General features: G+C 53.0%; 13 protein-coding genes and 1 riboswitch. Of the genes, 10 read left to right on the top strand and 3 right to left on the bottom strand.

The annotated features are described in order from the left end of the window. Positions 1-74 precede the first annotated feature (74 nt). From R2940_05950 to R2940_05925, 6 genes are all read left to right on the top strand, one after another. Complete coding sequence (locus tag R2940_05950; protein ID MEZ4599313.1) at positions 75-1,298, top strand: cofactor-independent phosphoglycerate mutase; 1,224 nt, start codon at positions 75-77, stop codon at positions 1,296-1,298. Between the two features lie 207 nt (positions 1,299-1,505). After that, positions 1,506-3,194, top strand: a complete 1,689-nt coding sequence (locus R2940_05945) for a UDP binding domain-containing protein (GenBank protein MEZ4599312.1) — start codon at positions 1,506-1,508, stop codon at positions 3,192-3,194. Between the two features lie 668 nt (positions 3,195-3,862). Then, positions 3,863-3,953: riboswitch (cyclic di-GMP riboswitch) on the top strand. A 317-nt stretch (positions 3,954-4,270) separates the two neighbouring features. Further along, positions 4,271-6,640, top strand: a complete 2,370-nt coding sequence (locus R2940_05940) for an Ig-like domain-containing protein (protein MEZ4599311.1) — start codon at positions 4,271-4,273, stop codon at positions 6,638-6,640. A 131-nt stretch (positions 6,641-6,771) separates the two neighbouring features. Further along, the gene (locus R2940_05935; GenBank protein MEZ4599310.1) at positions 6,772-8,112 is read left to right on the top strand and encodes a hypothetical protein; all 1,341 of its coding nucleotides are present in this window, start codon (positions 6,772-6,774) and stop codon (positions 8,110-8,112) included. A gap of 20 nt (positions 8,113-8,132) precedes the next feature. Next, entirely contained in the window at positions 8,133-9,050 is a 918-nt protein-coding gene (locus R2940_05930) for a glycosyltransferase family 2 protein (GenBank protein MEZ4599309.1), read from the top strand. 39 nt (positions 9,051-9,089) lie between these two features. Beyond that, entirely contained in the window at positions 9,090-10,430 is a 1,341-nt protein-coding gene (locus tag R2940_05925) for a polysaccharide biosynthesis C-terminal domain-containing protein (GenBank protein MEZ4599308.1), read from the top strand. Here R2940_05925 and R2940_05920 read toward each other — a convergent pair. The 3 genes from R2940_05920 to R2940_05910 are packed head-to-tail and all read right to left on the bottom strand — an operon-like array spanning position 10,425 to position 14,063. Beyond that, positions 10,425-11,762 carry an O-antigen ligase family protein gene (locus R2940_05920; GenBank protein ID MEZ4599307.1) on the bottom strand — a complete coding sequence of 446 codons (1,338 nt, stop codon included), beginning with the start codon at positions 11,760-11,762 and terminating at the stop codon, positions 10,425-10,427. The two genes, R2940_05925 and R2940_05920, sit on opposite strands and share 6 nt — an antisense overlap. After that, positions 11,731-12,894, bottom strand: coding sequence for a glycosyltransferase family 4 protein (locus tag R2940_05915; protein ID MEZ4599306.1), 1,164 nt, complete (start codon positions 12,892-12,894; stop codon positions 11,731-11,733). The genes R2940_05920 and R2940_05915 overlap by 32 nt, the downstream gene beginning before the upstream one ends. 17 nt (positions 12,895-12,911) lie before the next feature. After that, complete coding sequence (locus tag R2940_05910) at positions 12,912-14,063, bottom strand: glycosyltransferase family 4 protein (protein ID MEZ4599305.1); 1,152 nt, start codon at positions 14,061-14,063, stop codon at positions 12,912-12,914. Positions 14,064-14,360: 297 nt separating this feature from the next. Here R2940_05910 and R2940_05905 point away from each other — a divergent pair, with 297 nt between their 5' ends. The 4 genes from R2940_05905 (at position 14,361) to R2940_05890 (ending at position 19,412) form a co-directional block, all read left to right on the top strand. Beyond that, positions 14,361-15,344 carry a glycosyltransferase family 2 protein gene (locus tag R2940_05905; GenBank protein ID MEZ4599304.1) on the top strand — a complete coding sequence of 328 codons (984 nt, stop codon included), beginning with the start codon at positions 14,361-14,363 and terminating at the stop codon, positions 15,342-15,344. 99 nt (positions 15,345-15,443) lie between these two features. Then, entirely contained in the window at positions 15,444-15,836 is a 393-nt protein-coding gene (locus R2940_05900) for a GtrA family protein (GenBank protein ID MEZ4599303.1), read from the top strand. 20 nt (positions 15,837-15,856) lie between these two features. Further along, a complete protein-coding gene (locus R2940_05895) occupies positions 15,857-17,431 on the top strand; it encodes a hypothetical protein (protein ID MEZ4599302.1) in 1,575 nt (524 codons plus the stop codon). Positions 17,432-17,759: 328 nt separating this feature from the next. Further along, complete coding sequence (locus R2940_05890) at positions 17,760-19,412, top strand: alginate lyase family protein (protein MEZ4599301.1); 1,653 nt, start codon at positions 17,760-17,762, stop codon at positions 19,410-19,412. Positions 19,413-19,425 lie beyond the last annotated feature (13 nt).

The raw sequence follows: 19,425 nt of genomic DNA, 5'->3' as shown, positions 1-19,425 counted from the left end.
ACTGCGACTCCCAATGAAACCGGTATGACCGGGCTTGGGTTGAATGGCACTTTTACTGAACTTTGAGGATTTCCATGAAATATGTCATTTTGCTGGGCGACGGCATGGCCGATGAGCCGATGCCCGAACTGAGCGGAAAAACCCCTCTGGAAGCTGCGGATACCTCCCGCATGGACGATCTGGCCCGGCGCGGCATACTCGGCATGGTTCAAACCATCCCTCCCGGTTTTCCCCCCGGCAGCGATGTCGCCAACCTGTCAGTGTTCGGTTACGATCCCGCCCGGTGCTACAGCGGCAGATCCCCTCTCGAGGCGGCCAGCATGGGGGTCTCCCTCGGCTCCGGGGATATCGCTTTCCGCCTCAATCTGGTCACTCTCGGCAGCCGTGGCGGTACAACGGTGATGGATGATTTTTCGGCGGGACATATTTCCACGGCCGAGGCCAGGCTGCTCATTGAAGCCCTGCAGGCCGAACTCGGCGGCGGTGAATTCGCCTTTCATCCCGGCGTTTCCTATCGACACCTGATGGTCTGGAAAGGGGGCCGGGACCAACTGGAGTTTACGCCGCCCCATGACATTACCGGGCAGCCCGTAGCCTCGTTTCTGCCGAAAGGAGAAGGGGCTGATGCGCTTCAGCGGCTGGCTGACAGCGCCAGCCGAATTTTAACCGGGCACAAAGTGAACCTGGACCGTTTGGCCGCCGGGAAACCGACGGCCAATGCCATCTGGCTGTGGGGCCACGGACGCGCTCCGAAAATGGAAACCCTGCAGGAAAAGTTTGGCATCACCGGTGCGGTCATTTCGGCCGTCGATCTGATCAAGGGGATCGGCATCTATGCCGGGCTCGATGTCATCAACGTCCCCGGTGCCACCGGTTACATCGATACCGACTACGAGGCCAAGGCCCGATATGCCCTGGAGGCCTTGAAAACCAGGGATTATATCTACGTCCATGTGGAGGCGCCCGACGAGGCTTCTCACATGGGGAATCTTGAGGAGAAGATCCGGGCCATCGAGAACTTCGACCGACTGGTGGTCGGCACCATGATGGATGGTCTGCCTGCACTGGGTGATTTCCGTCTGCTGGTGCTGCCCGACCACCCCACGCCCCTGGCCAGAAAAACGCACACCAGCAATCCTGTTCCCTTTGTGCTGTTCGATTCAACGTTGGAAGCGGAAGGAGCGAGGGGAACCGGGAGGAACATCGCCTACAATGAGAAAGCCGCTGAATCCTCGGAAGTGTTCGTTGAGAGCGGACATTCCCTGATCGATCGCCTGGTAAAAGATCGGCAGTTTTGAAAGGTTGACCGAACATATTTCCTGAAAGGCCCCTGGAACTCATTCCAGGGGCTTTTTTTTAAAAAAACCAACCCGGTTGAATTTATAAAAACATTGGGGAATAATTGAGAGGCTAAAATTTTTCCAATTGCTCCAGGATCGATGCCAATTGCCGGTAATTCAGGATTTTCTCAAATCAATTCCCAGAAATGGAAAAAAGGAGGTCGTATGAAGTTTTCAGTTAGCCCGGATGGTGAGAAGTTCCAACTTCCGGACGAACGGTCCTATGCCGAAGAATTCAACCGCTTGGAAGCCGTGGTCAGGGAAAAAAGGGCGGAAGGTTTTGAAATAGTCGTGGTCATGGGACTCGGCTTTGTTGGCGCTGTGATGGCGGGAGTGGTGGCCGATTCGGTTGAGCCCGAAACGGGCAAACCCACAAAGTTCGTTATCGGCATGCAACGACCCAGTACACGCAGCTTTTGGAAAATTCCCCTGTTCAATCGCGGCATCTGCCCGGTCAAGGCTGAAGATCCCGAAGTGGCGGAAATCATCCGCCGTTGCGTGTGCGACAAAAAGAACCTGGTCGCCACCTATACCTATGATGTCCTGAAGCTCGCCGACGTGGTGGTTGTCGATATCCAGTGCGATTTCGTCAAACGCGATCTCGGGAATCTGCGCTCCGGATATGCCGACATCAGCGCTCTGGAGGAGTGCTTCGCCATTATCGGTGAAAAAATACCTCCCGGATGCCTGGTTCTGATCGAAACCACAGTTCCTCCCGGCACCACCGAATACGTCGCCTACCCGGCTCTGAAGAAGGCCTTTCGCCATCGCGGCATCGCCGATGAACCCCAATTGGCCCACAGCTATGAACGGGTCATGCCGGGCAAGGAATATGTCCGCTCTGTGCGTGATTTCTGGCGGGTCTGCAGTGGGATCAATCCCGTGAGCCGTCAGCGGATCGAAAAATTTCTGACGGAAGTTCTCAACACCCGGGATTTCCCCCTGACTGTTCTCGAGCGCCCCATTGAAAGTGAAACCTGCAAGATCGTGGAGAACAGCTACCGCGCCACCATTCTGGCCTTTCTCCACGAATGGTCGCTGTTCGCCGAAACCAACGGGGTGGATCTGATCAAAGTCATCGACGCCATCAGGGTGCGACCGACCCACAGCAACATGATTTTTCCGGGGCCGGGCATCGGAGGCTATTGTCTGCCGAAAGACGGCGGTCTCGGTTTGTGGGCCTATCGGCACCTGATGGGGTTTGAAAACGATATCTTCCGGATTACTCCGGAAGCGATCGATATCAATGACACCCGCGCCCTGCACGTGGTGCAGCTGGTCCGCGACAGCTTGAGAAACATGGGCAAGATCGTGGCCGCGACGCCGATAACGGTTCTCGGGGTTTCCTATCGTGAGGATATTGGCGACACCCGCTACAGCGGGTCTGAAGTGCTGGTACGTAAACTGAAGGAGATGGGAGCCGAGATACGGGCCCACGATCCCTACGTGGAACATTGGTGGGAGCTGGAAAACCAGGAGCACTACCCGGCTACCGGCATGAGCCTGTCCCGGTTCTTCCGCAATCAGCAGGACCTGCAGGGGTTCGCCATGACCCGCGACCTTGCCGATGCCCTGGAGGGAGCCGAGGCCGTCGTCCTTGCGGTTCGCCACGCCCCTTACTATCAGTTGGAGCCGGAGGATGTGTTCCGGATGACAGGGGGACCGGTTGCGATAGTGGATTGCTTCGGCATTCTGACCGATGATCAGATCGAGCGCTATTTCGAACTGGGGTGCGAGGTGAAGGCTCTTGGCCGGGGGCATGTCAACCGCATCAAGGACCGGGTCAGGAAAAAGGGGATGAAAGAGCCTTGGCCGGGGGAAGATTTTGACCTGGCTGCGGATTCCACAGGCTGATTGAGAATGCGGGTCGACTAAGTGTCCACGGGAATCGCCCTCGATGGAGAGCCATCGAGGGCGATTTATTGGTGCCGGCTTGTCATCGATCGGCGACAGTGGTTGAAACCGCCGGAGTTCTGCCTCCCAAAAGGAACCCCGCCCTCCTGTGTTGCCGAAAAACGACAAATTGATGGCATGGAAACACCTGAAGATTCTCCGCCGGAATTCATTTTTTCCGGGATAGGTTTTCTAAAAACATCGAGAAAACAAGAGTTTAAATAGAAAGACAGACTCCATTCCAAAATCCCCGTCAGTTATATGGCCTGATCCGTCAGACAAATTTTGACAGGCCTGGTCCTTGCCCGATTCACTATTCCTTCCTATGGCTAGGGGATTATTGAAAAAATCCTTTTCTCCAGAATTTCCTTCGAATTCTTCGAAATGTTGAGCAATTTTATTAACCAAAATTTTTCCTGGTCTAAACTGCTGAAATCACTATTGTCAAAAAATCCGCAAGTTGTTGTTTTTTGGTAAAAATATTTGCTGGCATAAGCCTTGCTGAAAGGGGGAAGTGTCAAAGAGGCTGCTGGCGGTCAGCAGGCCGAAGGTTTTGAAGATTAACTCATCACCCCCCGGTATCGGTAAGCAGGGGGCAGGCAAAAGAGGGAGGTCTGGAAAGTCGCAATCTTCGATAAAGGCAAACCCGGAGAGATCCGGGGACGCAAAGCCGAGGATCCGTTCAGTTTTGAAACTGGAACGGGTGGCCGGGCTGCCGAAAAGAATGTGAAAGCGTACTGACATTTCAAAAGTGATTTGTTGGCGCTTCTTTGCATCTCGAAGAAAGCGTTTTTTTGTGCCTTTTCCAAGGCACCCAGGCGATTGTGATCCCTGCGTTGTGACCCGGACCCGCATGAGGCGGGCCCAAAATGACAAGGAGAGGAAAAAGGATGTCAGCAAGAAAAGCAGGAAGAAAAGCAGGAAATTATTTCTTTTCAACTCTGCTATGCGGGCTTATCGGCCTTGCTCTGTTATCAGGTTTTTCAGGAGAAGCTTCCGCGGCCACCTATCCGGCCCCTGTATTGAATAGCGCAAAAATGGTTGACGGCAATTATGTCTTGAACTGGAGTTTGCCCGCCGGAACCAGCCAGGTGCCTTCCGGTGGCTACGACATCTGGATCGACGGCCAGGATAGCGCAACCAAATGGCGCACCACCGGCACCAGCCAGACCATCAGCGGTCTGGACCCCAACGTGAGGCACACCTTCAGCGTGGAAGCCCGGTGGTACCAGGTGAATCCCGCCCAGTTCCCCCGTTCCACAACAGTGACCGTGGAGACGGCGACCGCTCATCCGGCGCCCGTCCTCCATTCCGTAAAACTGGAAAACGGAAAGTATCTGTTGGACTGGAGCATGCCGAACAACCCCGACGGAACTCCGGCCGGCGGTTACGACATCTGGATCAACGGGCACGACACCAATACCGTCTACCGCACCACCGATACCAGTCAGACCATTTCCGGACTGGATATTAACAAAATTCAGGCCTTCACCATTGAGGCGCGGTGGACTCAGACGAGCCCGGTGGTTTTCCCGCAATCCGAAGCGGTGACCGTTCATGCCCAGGGAGCCGACGCTCCTCCGACGGCAGCGATTACCAGTCCTGCCGCCGGTACCGCGCTGAACAGGGCACAGACTCTGACGATCGTCGCTGCAGCCAAGGACAACACGGGGGTGACCAAGGTTGAATTCTATGACGGCACCAGTCTGCTCGGGACCGATACCACCAGCCCTTATTCGGTCAGCATTCCTATCACCGCAGCCAACAACGGAACCCATTCCCTGACCGCTCTGGCCCACGATCAGGCAGGGAACTCGACCCGGTCGACGGCGGTCCCGGTGACGGTCAACATCGCGGATGCAAAACCCTGCCCCGCTCCTCAACTGCAAACCGCCAAGCTGGAGAACGGGACATATGTCCTGAGCTGGACCATGCCGAACAATCCGGCCGGCACTCCTGCAGGCGGATACGACATCTGGATCGACGGGCACGATACCAACACCGCCTACCGTACCACCGGCACCAGCCATACCATCCGTGGTCTGAATACCAGTGCCAAGCACAGCTTCGTGATCGAGGCGCGGTGGACGCAGATGAACCCCGTTGAATTTCCGCAAAGCAATGCGCTGTCGGTCGCGGCAGCGGCCATGCCTGACAGCGACACCACTGCGGGCGGCACCAAAAATCCCGTGATCTCCGGTCCGGTGAAAATATTCCCCGGAGCTCAGGGATTCGGTACCGATTCCAAGGCCGGCCGCGGCGGAAAGATCATCAAAGTCACCAACCTGAACGACTCGGGTTCCGGCTCCCTGAGGGCCGCCCTGGAAGCGTCCGGTCCAAGGATCGTCGTCTTCGAGGTGGGGGGGACCATTCATCTGAACTCCAACCTGAGAATACGCAACCCCTATTGCACAGTCGCCGGCCAGACGGCCCCCGGTCAGGGGATCATGATCCGGGGGTATGGCCTGTCGATCACCACGAACGACGTGCTGGTGCAGCATCTTGCCATCCGCGTCGGCGACGAGGTGGCGACCTCGCCCCCCGACGGCGTCCAGATTCTCAAACCGTCCTACAATGTCGTGATCGACCATTGTTCCATCAGCTGGGGCGTGGATGAAAACGCCGATACCTGGACCGACGTGCGTGATGTTACCTTCTCCAACAACATCATCAGCGAATGCCTGCGCTACTCGGTTCATACCGACGGCAAGCATTCCAAAGGATATCTGGCCGGACGTCGCAACAAGAACATCGCTTTCATCGGCAATCTCCAGGCCCACAACGAGACCCGCAACCCCATGGTCTACGGTCGTACGGAGATCCTGATCGTCAACAACGTGTTCTACAATGCCGGTGCCTATTCCTTCTGCTCCATTGGCGACGGTTGGGGAGACGGCCCTCCCAAGGCAACCGTGGTCGGCAATGTTTTCCGAAAAGGGCCCGGTACGACGGCACCGGCGGCCATCAAAATCGAAAGCAGTTCCCCTTCCGGAACCGCGGTCCACGAAACGGCCAACTACTATGATGGCGGCAAGGTTCAATCGGGAAGCACCGGTTACTTCACCTCGGCTCCTCCGGTGTCCCTGTCCGGCATCAAGTACTTGACCAAAGAGAACGATATCCTGAACAGCGTTCTGACCAATGCCGGGGCAAGACCCGCCAAACGCGATGCCGTTGACAACCGCATCGCCAACCCCTCCACAGGTGAAGTGGTCAACAAAAAGGGCAGCTGGGTGGACAGCGTCGATGGCAACGGAACCAGAGCGCCCGGCGGCTGGCCGAACTATCCCGACGCCTACAGGGCCTTCGATGAGGGGACCAATCCCAATGGGGACGACAACGGCAACGGCTACACCAACATCGAGGAAAAACTGTACCAGATGGCTGTACAGGTGGGGCAGAAATAATCCACCTTTGAAAATATGACGTAGATTTAAGGGCTTTCGTACATTGGCACGAAGGCCCTTTTTTTTATGTCTGCAAAATCCTGCTATACTTGACGCAATGTTAGAATCCATGAATCTTCTGTGAGGTTGAGATGAGACACCTGCTGCGGATCGGGGCAGTCCTGTCATCGACGATTTTCTTTCTTGCGGTTTTGTCGGGAATGTCCTGTTTTCATCCTCGGGAAAAAGCGGTTTCCGTCTTTCCCGGAGCCCAGGGATTCGGAACCGAAACGCCGGCGGGCAGGGGAGGTAGAATCATCAAGGTCACCACCCTGGAAAACAGCGGGAAGGGATCCCTGCGGGAAGCTCTGGAGCGAAAAGGTCCTCGCATAGTGGTTTTCGAGGTTGGAGGAATCATTGAACTGGACGAGGAGGTTACCGTCTCCAATCCCTATTTCACCCTGGCCGGACAGACCGCTCCATCGCCGGGAATCACCCTCAAGGGAGCCGGCCTGGTCATCGCCACCCACGATGTTCTGGTGCAGCATCTGAAAATCCGGTGCGGGGATGGCCGGAAAGGTCCCGATCCCGAGAGCCGGGATGGCCTCAAGATCGTCAGCCCTTCCGAAAATGTGGTGATCGATCATGTCTCCGTGAGCTGGGCCACAGACGAAAACATGTCGGTCTGGGCCAAGCTCGATGGCAGCCGGGTGCGAAATGTCACCATCGGGAATTCGATCATCAGCGAGGGGTTGAACCATTCCATCCATCCGGAAGGAGCCCATTCCAAGGGGTTGCTGGTCGGTAATAACATCGAGAACCTTTCCCTGTGGGGCAATCTGTTCGCTCATAACAAAACCAGGAATCCCCTGGTTTACGGCAATGTGTCCCTGATTGCCGTAAACAACGTCTTTTATAATACCGGTTCCCAATCCTTCTTTCATATCAGCGACGGCTGGAAGCAAGGCCCATCAAGGGCGACCATTGTCGGTAACCTGTTCATTTCGGGTCCAGACACTCCAAAGAACGCCTGTGCCATCAAGATTGGCAAGGACACCCCCGACAGCAAAGTCTACCTTTCCGGAAACCGCTATGCGGGTGTGATTCTGTGCCCTTCGAACCGGAAAATTTCAAAAATATCCTCCCCCCTGGACTGGCCCGATTCTTTGCGGATGGTGGCGGCGCACAAAAGTGAAGAGGGGTTACTGGCCCATGTCGGGGCCAGACCCAGTGACCGTGATCCGATCGATGCCAGGGTGCTACGGGACGTCATGGAGCGAACGGGCAGGATTATCGACAGTCCGAAACAGGTTGGAGGGTGGCCCGAATGCCGGCCTTCGTTCCGGCCCTTCAAAATTCCCCATGCGCCCGACCGGGATGATGATGCGGACGGTTATTCAAATATCGAGGAGGTTCTTCACGACTTCGCCCGTCAGGTCGAAGGTGGCAACCCTCCGCTTGACTCGGCCATGATGAACAGAAGGGGCCGTTAAACCATCAACAGGAGAGCTCTATGCCTTCAGTGAGTGTCGTCGTGCCCACCTGCAACCGCGCCCACATGATAGAAAAGGCGATAAATTCCGTATTGAACCAGACCTTTGAAGACCTTGAACTCATTGTCGTGGACGATTGTTCCGAGGATGAAACTGCGGAAGTGGTGGAGCAGATCAAGGACCCCCGGTTGAAGTTTTTCCGCCAGACTGAACGGAAAGGCGCCGCAGAGGCGAGAAATGCCGGTGTCGCTGTTTCAAGCGGTAAATACCTCGCTTTTCTAGACGATGACGATGAGTGGCTTCCGGACAAACTGCAACGGCAGCTTGAAGTTTTCAAAACCGATCCGGAAATGGGCATGGTCTATAGCGGATACTATTACGTCAATGCTGAAAACAACGAGATTTACCGGGAATTCCAGCCCTCATGGCGAGGAAAACTGGACGACCTCCTGTTAATGGAAAACTGTATCGGGACAACCTCATCGGCGGTCGTCGGCAGGGACTGCTTTAATCAGGTCGGTGGATTCGATGTCAGCCTGCCCAGTTCTCAGGACTGGGATCTCTGGATAAGAATCGCTCAGGTTCGCCCGATCGATTATGTTTCTTGTCCCCTGGTGAAGTTCTTGAACCATGATGCGAGAATCACTCACAACATGGGTTCGAAAATTCAAGGGAAAGTCAAACTTCTCAAGAAGATCATGCCCCTTGTTCAAAATAAACCGAAGGTCCTGAGTCATCACTATTTCGTTATCGGCTTCCTTTACTGTGCCAAAGGGGATGTCGAAAACGGGAAAAAAAACCTGCTTGCGGCTATTAAAAAAAATCCTGTTAATTTCAGGTGTTATAAGCATTACCTGGCAGCGTTGCCCGGAGGTTCCTTCTATAGATACCTGTCCTCCAAAAAAAACAGATACCTTATCTCCAAAAACAGCAATTGAGTCTTTTAATATTCATCTCTTTCCTGTCGGGAAGCTCCCATGCGCATCGGTTTTCTTGACTTCAGTGTTACGTTCATGACCCGTATCGTCGGTCTGTTCATGGTTCTGGGAACGCAGAGCTGCCTTGCCTGGGTTCTCGGGCCCGAAGGTCGGGGGGCCTACGCAGTCTGTCTGATTTTTTCCATGATGCTGACCCTGGTTTTTCTGCTGGGATGTGAAAGCGCGAGCATCTATTTTGTCGCTGCAAAACATTTCACCCTGTCCGAAGGTGCCGTCTATGTCTCGATTTACAGTCTGCTGGCCAGCATCCTGGCCATGACAGTCGGGCTGCTGTTGCTGCAGGGCGATTTTGAATTCCTGTCAAAAGCGACCCACAGCCAGTTCCTCGTCGCCATCCTCACCATACCGTTCGGTATATTTTCGACGGTTTTTTTGAGGCTTTTTGTCGCCGTCAGGGACATTGCCTGTTATTCAACCGTCTCCATTGCCGGAGCGGTAGGAAATCTGCTTTTCACCCTGATCTTCGTCGGGATGTTCAAAGGCGGGGTGGAGGGCGCTCTGTTCGCCAATATTTCCAGCGAAACCGTGATCATTGTTCTCTGTTTCTATTTTTTCCGAACCAGATTTCAATTGGGATGGACCCGACCCAACCTCAATGGCATGAAAAAAATTCTGGTCTATGGAAGCAAGTATTACGTAGGAAAAATCAGCAATCAGGCCAATGCCCAAATGGGCACAATGATCATGGCATTTTTTTCGAACCAGGCGGAAATCGGGATGTTTTCCGTTGCCATGCGGCTCATGGCGCAGGTCCTGGTCATCCCCGATTCCCTGAACAAGGTGTTGAGCCCCCGTATAGCCGGGGACCCCGACGGTCGCAGGGATCTGGTGGCTGAGTGTTTTCGGCTGGCCGGAATTTCCTGCGGAATCCTGCTGCTGGTGATTGCGATTCTGGCCCATCCGATCGTCACTATTCTGTTTTCACCGGCATTCCTGCCAGCTGTTCCCCTGATTCAGGTGCTGGCCGTCGGCATGACCCTGCGTTGCGGTTCAAAGATGCTGGAACCCTACTTTCTCGGGACCAACCGTCCCGGATACGCCTCCCTCAGCGTGGCTCTGGGAGCAGTTGTCAACATCCTTCTGCTTTATCTGCTCCTGCCGCGGATCGGCATGATGGGGGCCGCTATCGGGGTGCTCGGCAGTCACCTCGCCAGCCTTCTGATTCTCTGCCTGGCTTTCAAAAAATTCAGCGGAACGGGGCTGATCCGCCTTTTCGCCCCCAGAACCTCGGATTTAAGCCAAGTCGCTGATTCAATTCGTTCCATCGGCAGGTTTTTCTGTGAGAAATCCCAGCCAAAGGAGGAGAAAAACCGGCTATGATTGGATCCTTGCAGGCGTTGGGCGGGGCTGGATCTCCTGCTTTACGGACAACTTGGCCAAGAAGCATAAAGCTCCCCAGGCCAGGGCGTAGGATTTCAGGCTGAGGGTGTTGTGGGTCAGCCCGGCCAGAAGAAGGAAGGTAAACAGGATCAGGGCCTGCAGGCGCAAGGTGGTGTCCCTGTTGGCCAGGATCTCTTTGAGGGCGAAAGCCAAGAACAGAAGAAGCAGTATGAAGCCGACCCCGCCCATTTCCACCAGGGACCACAAAAAGTCGTTGTGAGCCGACATTCCCAGGTACTCGCTGGCTCCCGGTCCCCAACCGAAAAACGGCTTCTCGGAAAATTTCCCCAGGTAGAACGGCCAGATGTTGCTGACGCGTCCACCTGCCGCCTGGGCCATCGTATCGTGCTCGACCAGACGATCCATCACCAGTTGTCCCCATTGACCGAACAGGCCGTAAATCAAACCCCCGCTGATAATCCCCACAGTCAGTATGCCGGACAGGATATATTGCAAACGTTTTTTCAGGGGAATGCCGGGAGCGAAAAGGGGGAAAAGGGCAACGCTCAGAACCAGGGCCAGCCAGGTCCCCCGGCTCCCCGTCAGCAGAATGGCGTATACGGAGAAAACGTCCAGAAACAGGATAGCCCCTTTTATTTTCCTGTCGGCATCCTTCATTGCAAAAAAAGAAAGAAGCAGACCGACACCCAGAGCATGGGCGAGAACATTTTCGTTCGTCCCTGCAGCCAAACGGGTTCCATATTCCCCGACCACCTTTTCCATTCCGAACAAGGCGATATATATCCCCAAAAGTGCCGATCCGGCTGCGGACACTAGGCAGATAATTCTGAATTCCCTGAAATTCACCGGAATGGCCGCGATCAGGAAAACAAGGCCAAGAAGGAAAATTTTCGAAAACAGGCTTTCGAGGTTTTCCTGAGTTACGGTTCGGAAAGGGAAGGAAACAAAGAGATAGACATGGAGCACGATGTAGAATCTCAGGGTGAACGAGGAGAAAAGTTTAAGATTTTCCTTCCTCACCAGAAGGCCGAGAAGAAAAGACAATACAACCCAGACGGCGAATGCCTTGTTTGCAGTCAATTTGGGAGCGATCTGAAGGATTCCTGCATAGGGGATGGATACCGCCAGGAAGCAGAGCCCGTAAAAAGGTTTCAGCAGCACCGCTGTCATAACCGCTATACCCGACGACAACAGCAGAAAGTTTACGGGCCCGAGAAAGGAAAAAACCATGGCAGCTAAAGCGGCAAAAACAAAAATACCGACAAGAGCCTTACCCTCTCTACTGATTCTTTTCGATTCCGTCTTTTCCATAGCCATCTCTTCCGGGTTGGTATGAATAAATTGGGTTGGAAATCGGCAAAGGTTTCGCATTCCTGCACAGCAATTCAAGATACTGCTCGACAGTGTCCCGGGTCTCGTCATCAACCGATGCTGCCCTCCTGGTCGCTTTCCCTCCATTGCTGAGACAGGATCTGACTGTTTCAAGCAGAGCAGAAAAATTTCTTGATTCAAACAAGGTCACTCCTCGAGGACGTCCGACCGCATCACTGGCTATGATCGGGACCCCGAGGTAGAGGGCCTCCCTTATGGAATTGGCGTCACCATCGGTTGTGGTCGGCCTCAGGAACAGGTCAGATTTTGCGAGGACAGGTAAGAAGGGGCCCCCTTCAAGATTGAAGAAAATATTACCGCTCACTCCGTTTGCTGCTGCTCTGGCCGATAATCCGTCAAGGTAATCCCGATCTTTTTCGGAAAATTCGGAAAAACAGAAAATGATTCCCAGATCAGGGAAAGCAGGCTTAAGTTCAATAGCCAGGTCCACCAGTTGGTCCAGACCGTAGAGGTCGGTATTGCGATAAAAGGATATTTTGCCGTTGGCTGCAATGACCGGCCGACGGTGCTCAAGAAACTGCCTGATTTCAGGTCGAATTTTTTCTTCTTCCAGGTCTTGCGAAACGGGCGGGAGGAAACCGGGCAGGACATGAACTTTACCCTCATCCACCCCGAGGTCCACCAGCTTACGTCCGATTTCCCTGTTGACGGCGATGATTTCACTGACTCTGCAGAGGGAGAACCGTGACAGGGAAGTGAGAAGAAAATTACCGTTCCAATCAATCAGGCGTGAATTCTGAATCCGCAGGATGACCTTTTTGCCTCGAACCCTGTCCAGGAAGGCACCCAGCAGCCACGACATGAGACGGGGGGACATGATGTAAACGACCGGATGATCGCCGAACAGGGCATAACGCAACAACCATCGGCGTCGGTGGCGAAAAACGGAAAAAATCCTTTTACCATTTTCCGCATCCGATGCCGCATTGAACACGATATAGTCGATCCGTCTCTCATCCAGCAGTTTGCACAGCCGCCGGGTGTGAATGGTCACACCACCGAAGGGAGGTGGATAGGAACCAAGTATGGCCAGATCGGGGATTCTGTCCATGAAACCCTCCTTCCGTCTCAAGCCCGACTTCGACTGGATCTGAAGCTCGATCCTTTCTGCAGACCCTCGAACAGCTCCAGATATCTGTTGACAAATTCCGCCGGTGAAAAATCCCGCTCCGCCTTTGACCGGCTCCTTCTGCCCATTTCCTGTTTTGTTTCGGCAGGCAGGGCCTGAAAAAGCAGTATTTTTTGTGCAAGATCTTCCGGATCGTGCGGAGAAAAGAGAAGGCCGGTCATGCCGTCCTCAACCAGAAGAGTATTGTCCGCAACGCGACTCGCCAATACCGGTCTGCCGCACGCCATGGCTTCACAAATGACATTGGAGCATCCCTCATGGAGAGAAGGCAGGCACACTGCAGTGGCAGATTGGTAAAGGGCGACCACATTCTTTTCCGGCGGATGCAGGCGAAAGTAGGGGGACAGAAATTTCTGGTCGATCTCCCTCTGCAAGCGGTCGAAAAGATCTGATTTGGATGTGGCTTTACCATCAAGATAGAAGTTGTTTCCATACCAGTCGACTTCGACATCCGTCACCCCATGGCTTCTGACCAGAATCTCCAGGGCTGCCAGAAGAATAAAAGGATTCTTCTGAGGTTCGAACCTGCCAAGAACGAGCAGTCTGATCGTTGCCGAAGGATTTTCGCTCAGATGTTCGCGCGGATGGAACTTTTCAAGATCCACACAATTAGGGATGGTAGCTGTACGGGATCTTAACCACGGAGCAATACGGCTGATGAAATCAGCCTGCGAAAACGAGTTTGTGACTACGGCATCGGCCAGGAGATGGAAAAGAAATCTTCGAAAAGTGCCAGCGCGGACCCTGCCGTATTCGGTGTTTCTCTCGGAAACGATCACCTTAAAATTTCGAAATGGAGGACCAGCGAGTTCGGCAAGTAAATTTGGGGTATGCAGATAAGAAAGAACAATATCGGGTTCACTGCGCCGCAGATATTTCCTAACCCTCAGGATTCTCTGCAGATGGGTTCCGGGTTCAATGTTTTGCAGTGTTATTTTTTCATTAGCAACAAGGGGAAGAAAAAAATTGAAATCATGGTAAGTAACGATTTCTACATTCCATCCTTTTCTCTTCAATTCGACGGCAAGCAGGCAAAGCTGCCTTTGGGCCCCTCCAGAATTAAGAGAATCTATCAAGCAGGTTATTTTCATTCCTTAAAACACCTCTCAGGTGAGCGACAAAAATCACTGACTTAAGATATTTTTTTTAAAATTTTAATAAATCTGTTTATATTTATTCAAAAACTTATCATGGAATTTGGGAGAATCCAGTTAATGTGAAGAAAAGAATCGGGTTTTAATAAATTCAGGATGTATTCATAAGTGCTCTAATATAACAACTTCTTGACATAAAAAAATTGCTTGGTAATAGTAGAAATTGAAAAAGATAATTTTTATTAAAAGAAAAATTTCTACAAACATAAAAAGGGAGGAGTAAAGGGGGATTAAATGTCCGCTTTTGTCCTAAGTATCGTTGTCCCTTTGTATAATGAAGAAGACGTCATCCACGAAATCTATAGCAGATTAAAAACAATGCTTTGCCAGTTTCACCTTAATCACGAAGTAATCCTGGTGAACGATGGCAGCAAGGACGGCACTCTATCTTTGGCCAAGGAACTCTGCCGAAAAGATGAGGACGTCAAATTGATCAGTTTTTCCAGGAATTTCGGGCACCAGATAGCCATTACCGCCGGTATGGACAGAGCTTGCGGAGATGCCGTGGTCGTCATCGACGGCGATCTGCAGGATCCACCGGAGATCATTCCCGAAATGGTGGAAAAATGGCAGGACGGGTATCAGGTCGTTTACGGAGTTCGAACCAGGAGGGAAGGGGAAACGAGGTTCAAACTTCTCACGGCTGCGATCTTCTACAGACTGCTGAGGAAACTGACTTCGATCGATATCCCTGCAGACAGCGGTGACTTTCGCCTTCTGGATCGAAAAGTTGTCGAAGAACTGAAAAAGATGCGGGAAAAGGCCCGATTCATCAGAGGAATGGTCAGCTGGATCGGCTTCCGTCAGTGCAAGGTCGAATACGTTCGCCAGGTCCGCCACGCAGGGGAAACCAAATATCCTTTGAAAAAAATGATCCGGTTTGCATCGGACGGTATTCTGTCCTTTTCACAGTTGCCCCTCAAAATCTCGTCGGCGTTCGGCTTTTTAAGTGCCTTGGTCAGTTTCGTTTTTCTCGGTTACGGGCTCATGACCCGCTTTTTCTATCCGGAGAGGGTGGTGCCGGGATGGGCTTCTATTTTCGTTGCTGTCCTGTTTCTCGGGGGAATCCAGCTTATTGCCATCGGCATTCTGGGAGAATATCTGGGGAGAATCTATGAAGAGATGAAGGGGCGGCCGATTTATATCACCGATGAAGAGATCAATTTTCAGCAGCCTTTTGCCCAATCGGAAACCCGGGTCGGCGGTGGACAGTTTTAATATGAACCTGAAGGCCTCAAGTGACGGAAGTTTAAAGATATTTTAAGCCAAAAACCGGCCCAGGGTCGATGCTGTCAAAGGAAAAAAGGTCGCCTTCAAATGAAAATCGCACTTGCATCGGGCATTCAATTTATCAAGTTTTCCCTGATAGGTTTTGTGAACACCGGGCTTCATTACCTGGTTTTCCTGTTCCTTTTCGGTCTGTTCGGAGTTCATTATCTGATCGCATCGACCACCGGTTATGGCGTCGGTCTTATGAACAGCTTCATTCTCAACAGAAAATGGACCTTTTCGCGGGCGGGAGGGAAAAAACAGGTCGAGTTCGGCCGGTTTTTGATCGTCAACCTGGCTGCACTCCTTATCAACCTCGGGATCCTGAAGTATCTCGTGCAAAATCGGAACTGGTTGCCGGAGATGTCCCAGTTGCTGGCGATAGCTTTTTCCATGAGCCTGAATTTTATCGGCAACAAGTTCTGGACTTTTCGCGACTGATGCCGAATAGAGGACAAGCCGTGGACACTTTTCTCAAACCTGCTTCGAGCCATAATCTCCTGCCGGACCGAATCACTTCCGGCTGGTGGGTGGCCCTTGGTTTCACGGCCCTGGTGATCCGGCTGCCCTTTGCATTCGACCCCGGTTTGACTGGTGACGAGATCAATTATGTCCTGATTGCCCGCTGCTCGGCAGGGGATATTCTCTCAGGCGCTGCTCTGGATCCTTCCAATCCGCCTCTTTTCATGCTGCTTCTTCATTATTATATGAAGCTTGTGGAGGAGAACATCTCAGCCTGGAAGATGTTGCCCCTGGCAATGAATCTGGCGGCTATCGTGCTGATGGTGCGGCTGTTTTTACGCTGGGTACCCACCAGAGTGGCTCTCTTTTGCGGGATGCTCGCCGCGATCCATCCCTGGCAGGTTTACATGGCGACAGAATTGCGGGCCTATGCCCTTGCCGGACTTTTGACGGTGTTGATTCTGGCTCAAGCCGACCGTTATGCGAAAAGCGGGTCTTCCGCCGCCCTGGTTTACTGGGCCCTGGCCTGTGCCGCCTGCTTCTGGTCCCATTACAGCGGCGCCGTGGCCGCCCTTGTCAGCGGGATCTACATGCTGGTTGTGCTGCGGAGCCGGCCGCGGCAAATTTTAGCCCTTATGGTGGCCGGAGCAGGCTCTCTCGGCCTGATGATGCTCTGGCTTCCGAGCATGATGACTCAGGCCATCAATACCGGTGGCGGGGCCGAACATCTCTGGCATCTGGCCGGTTTGCCCCTGGTTCATGTTCTGGGAACCACCTTTCTCAGGCCGGAGGTGGGCCTGTTCTGGCTGGCTGCCGGAGGAGCGGCTGCGGCTGCCGCTTTCGGCTTCACCGGCATTTTGGGTTTCATCTATCTTTTACGGGTCAATCGGCCTGTTCTGATGCTGCTTTCCGGATTATTCCTGGCCACGGTGGCTGTGCCGCTGATCAGGTCAGGGCTGGTCGGCAGCCTGTCTTTTTCCTCCCGGTACACTTTTATCGCCAATATCTTTCCGATCCTGCTGGTGGGTTGCGGGCTTTCCCTGCTTCGTATTCCCTTAAAGGTAGCGGCAACGGCGGGCATCCTCAGTCTGTCCCTGGTCAGTCTCGGACTTTTCAGGTGGGAGTACCTGGGCAGACAGGAGGTCAGAGAGGTCGTTACCAGGACCCTGATCCAGACCGGGGATAAAGAGGCATGGTTGTTTCCGAACATGGTTACGGCCATGAGAGCCAGGTTTTATGGCGATGGCGCCTTTAACGTTGCCTTTGTCAGTAGCCGTGACCCTGAGGAAATCGGAATTGTTTCCCGAGGGGCCACCTGGTTGGATGTGGCGGACTCCCGGTACCGCAGCGAGTCTTTTTTCGACAAGAAAAGTCGTGAACTTCTGCGCAGCTATGACACGGTCTGGTACTGGGCGAGGCATTCCGGTGATCAGCCCGAGGACATATTAGGTGCTGCCTTTGAGCTGGATCGGGTCATCGTCCCGATGAAGCCTGGCAGCTTTGGTGCCGAAACTCCGCCCGTTATGATGAGGTTTCGTAAAATTCAGAAAGGTTCGCAGTATGCCAACCGCTGAACAGGATCATACCTTCGAACCGGAGGAAAGGCTGAGACTGCGGCCTATCCCTGAGCCCGGAAAAAACATGGACCCCGACCCAGGGCAGAGTCTCTTCAGGCGGCTGCGGCTCCTGCTGCCCGTGGTCCGGAAGCTGGGAATAACCAATGTGGCCTCTGTGGCTTTTTTTCGGATGCGCCGGCGGCGAGGTTTTTATCTGAAGCGCCTGCCCATCGGCAATGCCTACCAAGACGACCTGTTTGAACTCGACAGCGGGGGAGAAGACAGATCCGCCGGATTCGAAGGGGAGACTGTTGTCAGAAGGGCCGAGAAGCAGCTTGCAGGAAAATTGATCTATTTTTCCTGCCATGAACTCGAGACGGGGGCACCGCCGGACTGGTTCCGAAACCCGATGACCGGAAAACGGATCGACGCCGCAGGGACGCATTGGTCCGCCCTTCAAGATTTTGATGCGGAAATCGGTGATATCAAGGTGATCTGGGAACCCTCCCGTTTCGATTGGGCTCTTGTCTTCGCTCGGGCCTATCGGCACTCGGGAGATCTCCGATATCTGCGCAGCCTCAATGAATGGTGTCGGGACTGGATCACAAAAAATCCTCTCAATTCTGGGCCCAACTGGATGTGCGGCCAGGAAACCGGCATCAGAATGCTACAGCTGTTGCTGGCAGCTTTCCTGCTCCGCCAGCACAGGCAACCGGCGAAGGCCCTGGTCCGATTCGTTTTCGAACACTGCGGACGGATCGAGCCGACCGTGAGGTATGCACTCGCACAGGACAACAATCATGGCACCAGCGAAGCCGCCGCCCTGTTCATCGGCGGAGGCTGGCTGGAACTCCATGGGGCGAGCGCCGGATACAGGCATCAGGCTGAGAGGTGGAAAGACGAAGGGCGAAAGTGGTTGGAAAACCGGGTGGCCAGGCTCATAGGGGAGGACGGCAGTTTTTCCCAGCACTCTCTCAATTATCACCGCCTCCTGGTGGAAACCCTTAATCAGGTCGAATTCTGGCGGCGGGAGCTGTCTCTGGAAGAATTTTCGCCCCGCTTCTATCAGCGATCCCGGGCAGCGGTCGAGTGGCTGTACCAGATGGTCGATGAAAAAAGTGGTCATGCACCCAATCTCGGGCCCAACGACGGCGCCCGTCTCTTTCCTCTCGCGGAAACAGATTATCGCGACTACAGACCCAGCGTTCAGTTGGGAGCAGTTCTTTTCCTCGGCAGAAAAGTCTATCCAATGGGGCCCTGGGACGAACCGATATTCTGGCTGGATCTGCAGGAGGGCAGGGGAGAAAAGGCTGGATTTGAAAAAAGAACCAGGGATTTTCCCATCGGGGGATATGTTCATTTTTGCATCGGAGAGGGGACCTGGGGGCTTTTGCGTTATCCCCGTTTCCGGTTCCGGCCGGCCCACGCAGACGCCTTTCATTTTGACCTTTGGCATCAGGGGAGGAATATCCTCCGGGACTCCGGCTCCTACTCCTATGCCGATGAACCATGGAAAAGTTATTTTTCCTCGACAAGGGCCCATAACACTATTGAATTTGACGGAAAAGACCAGATGCCTTCAATCAGTCGATTTTTACGAGGAAGCTGGCTGGAGCTGAATAAGTCAAGTGGCCTGCAAGAAGAGAAAGAAAAAGTCTCATGGTCTGGATCTTATAATGATTACTTGGATAACAAACATAAAAGGACTATTGAAATCCAGGATAAAATCGTAAAAATCATTGATGAAATTGAAGGGAGGTTCGAAAAGGCTGTATTAAGATGGAGATTGATTGATTTAAAATGGAATATAATTAAAGAAGAAATAGAGTCAAAATTTATAAAAATTAAAATAGAAAGCAATAAGAATATTAGAAGAATTGAAATTGTTCAAGGTTATGAGTCAAAATATTATTTAAAAAAGACTCCAATTCCTGTACTGGAGGTTGAGATAGAAGAATGTAAAGCTATAATTACTTCTGAAATCCAGCTTCTATTTTAATTTTAAGTGATTG

The organism is Syntrophotaleaceae bacterium (assembly GCA_041390365.1).
Lineage (GTDB): Bacteria > Desulfobacterota > Desulfuromonadia > Desulfuromonadales > Syntrophotaleaceae > JAWKQB01.
This window is presented reverse-complemented; position numbering and strand designations above follow the sequence as displayed.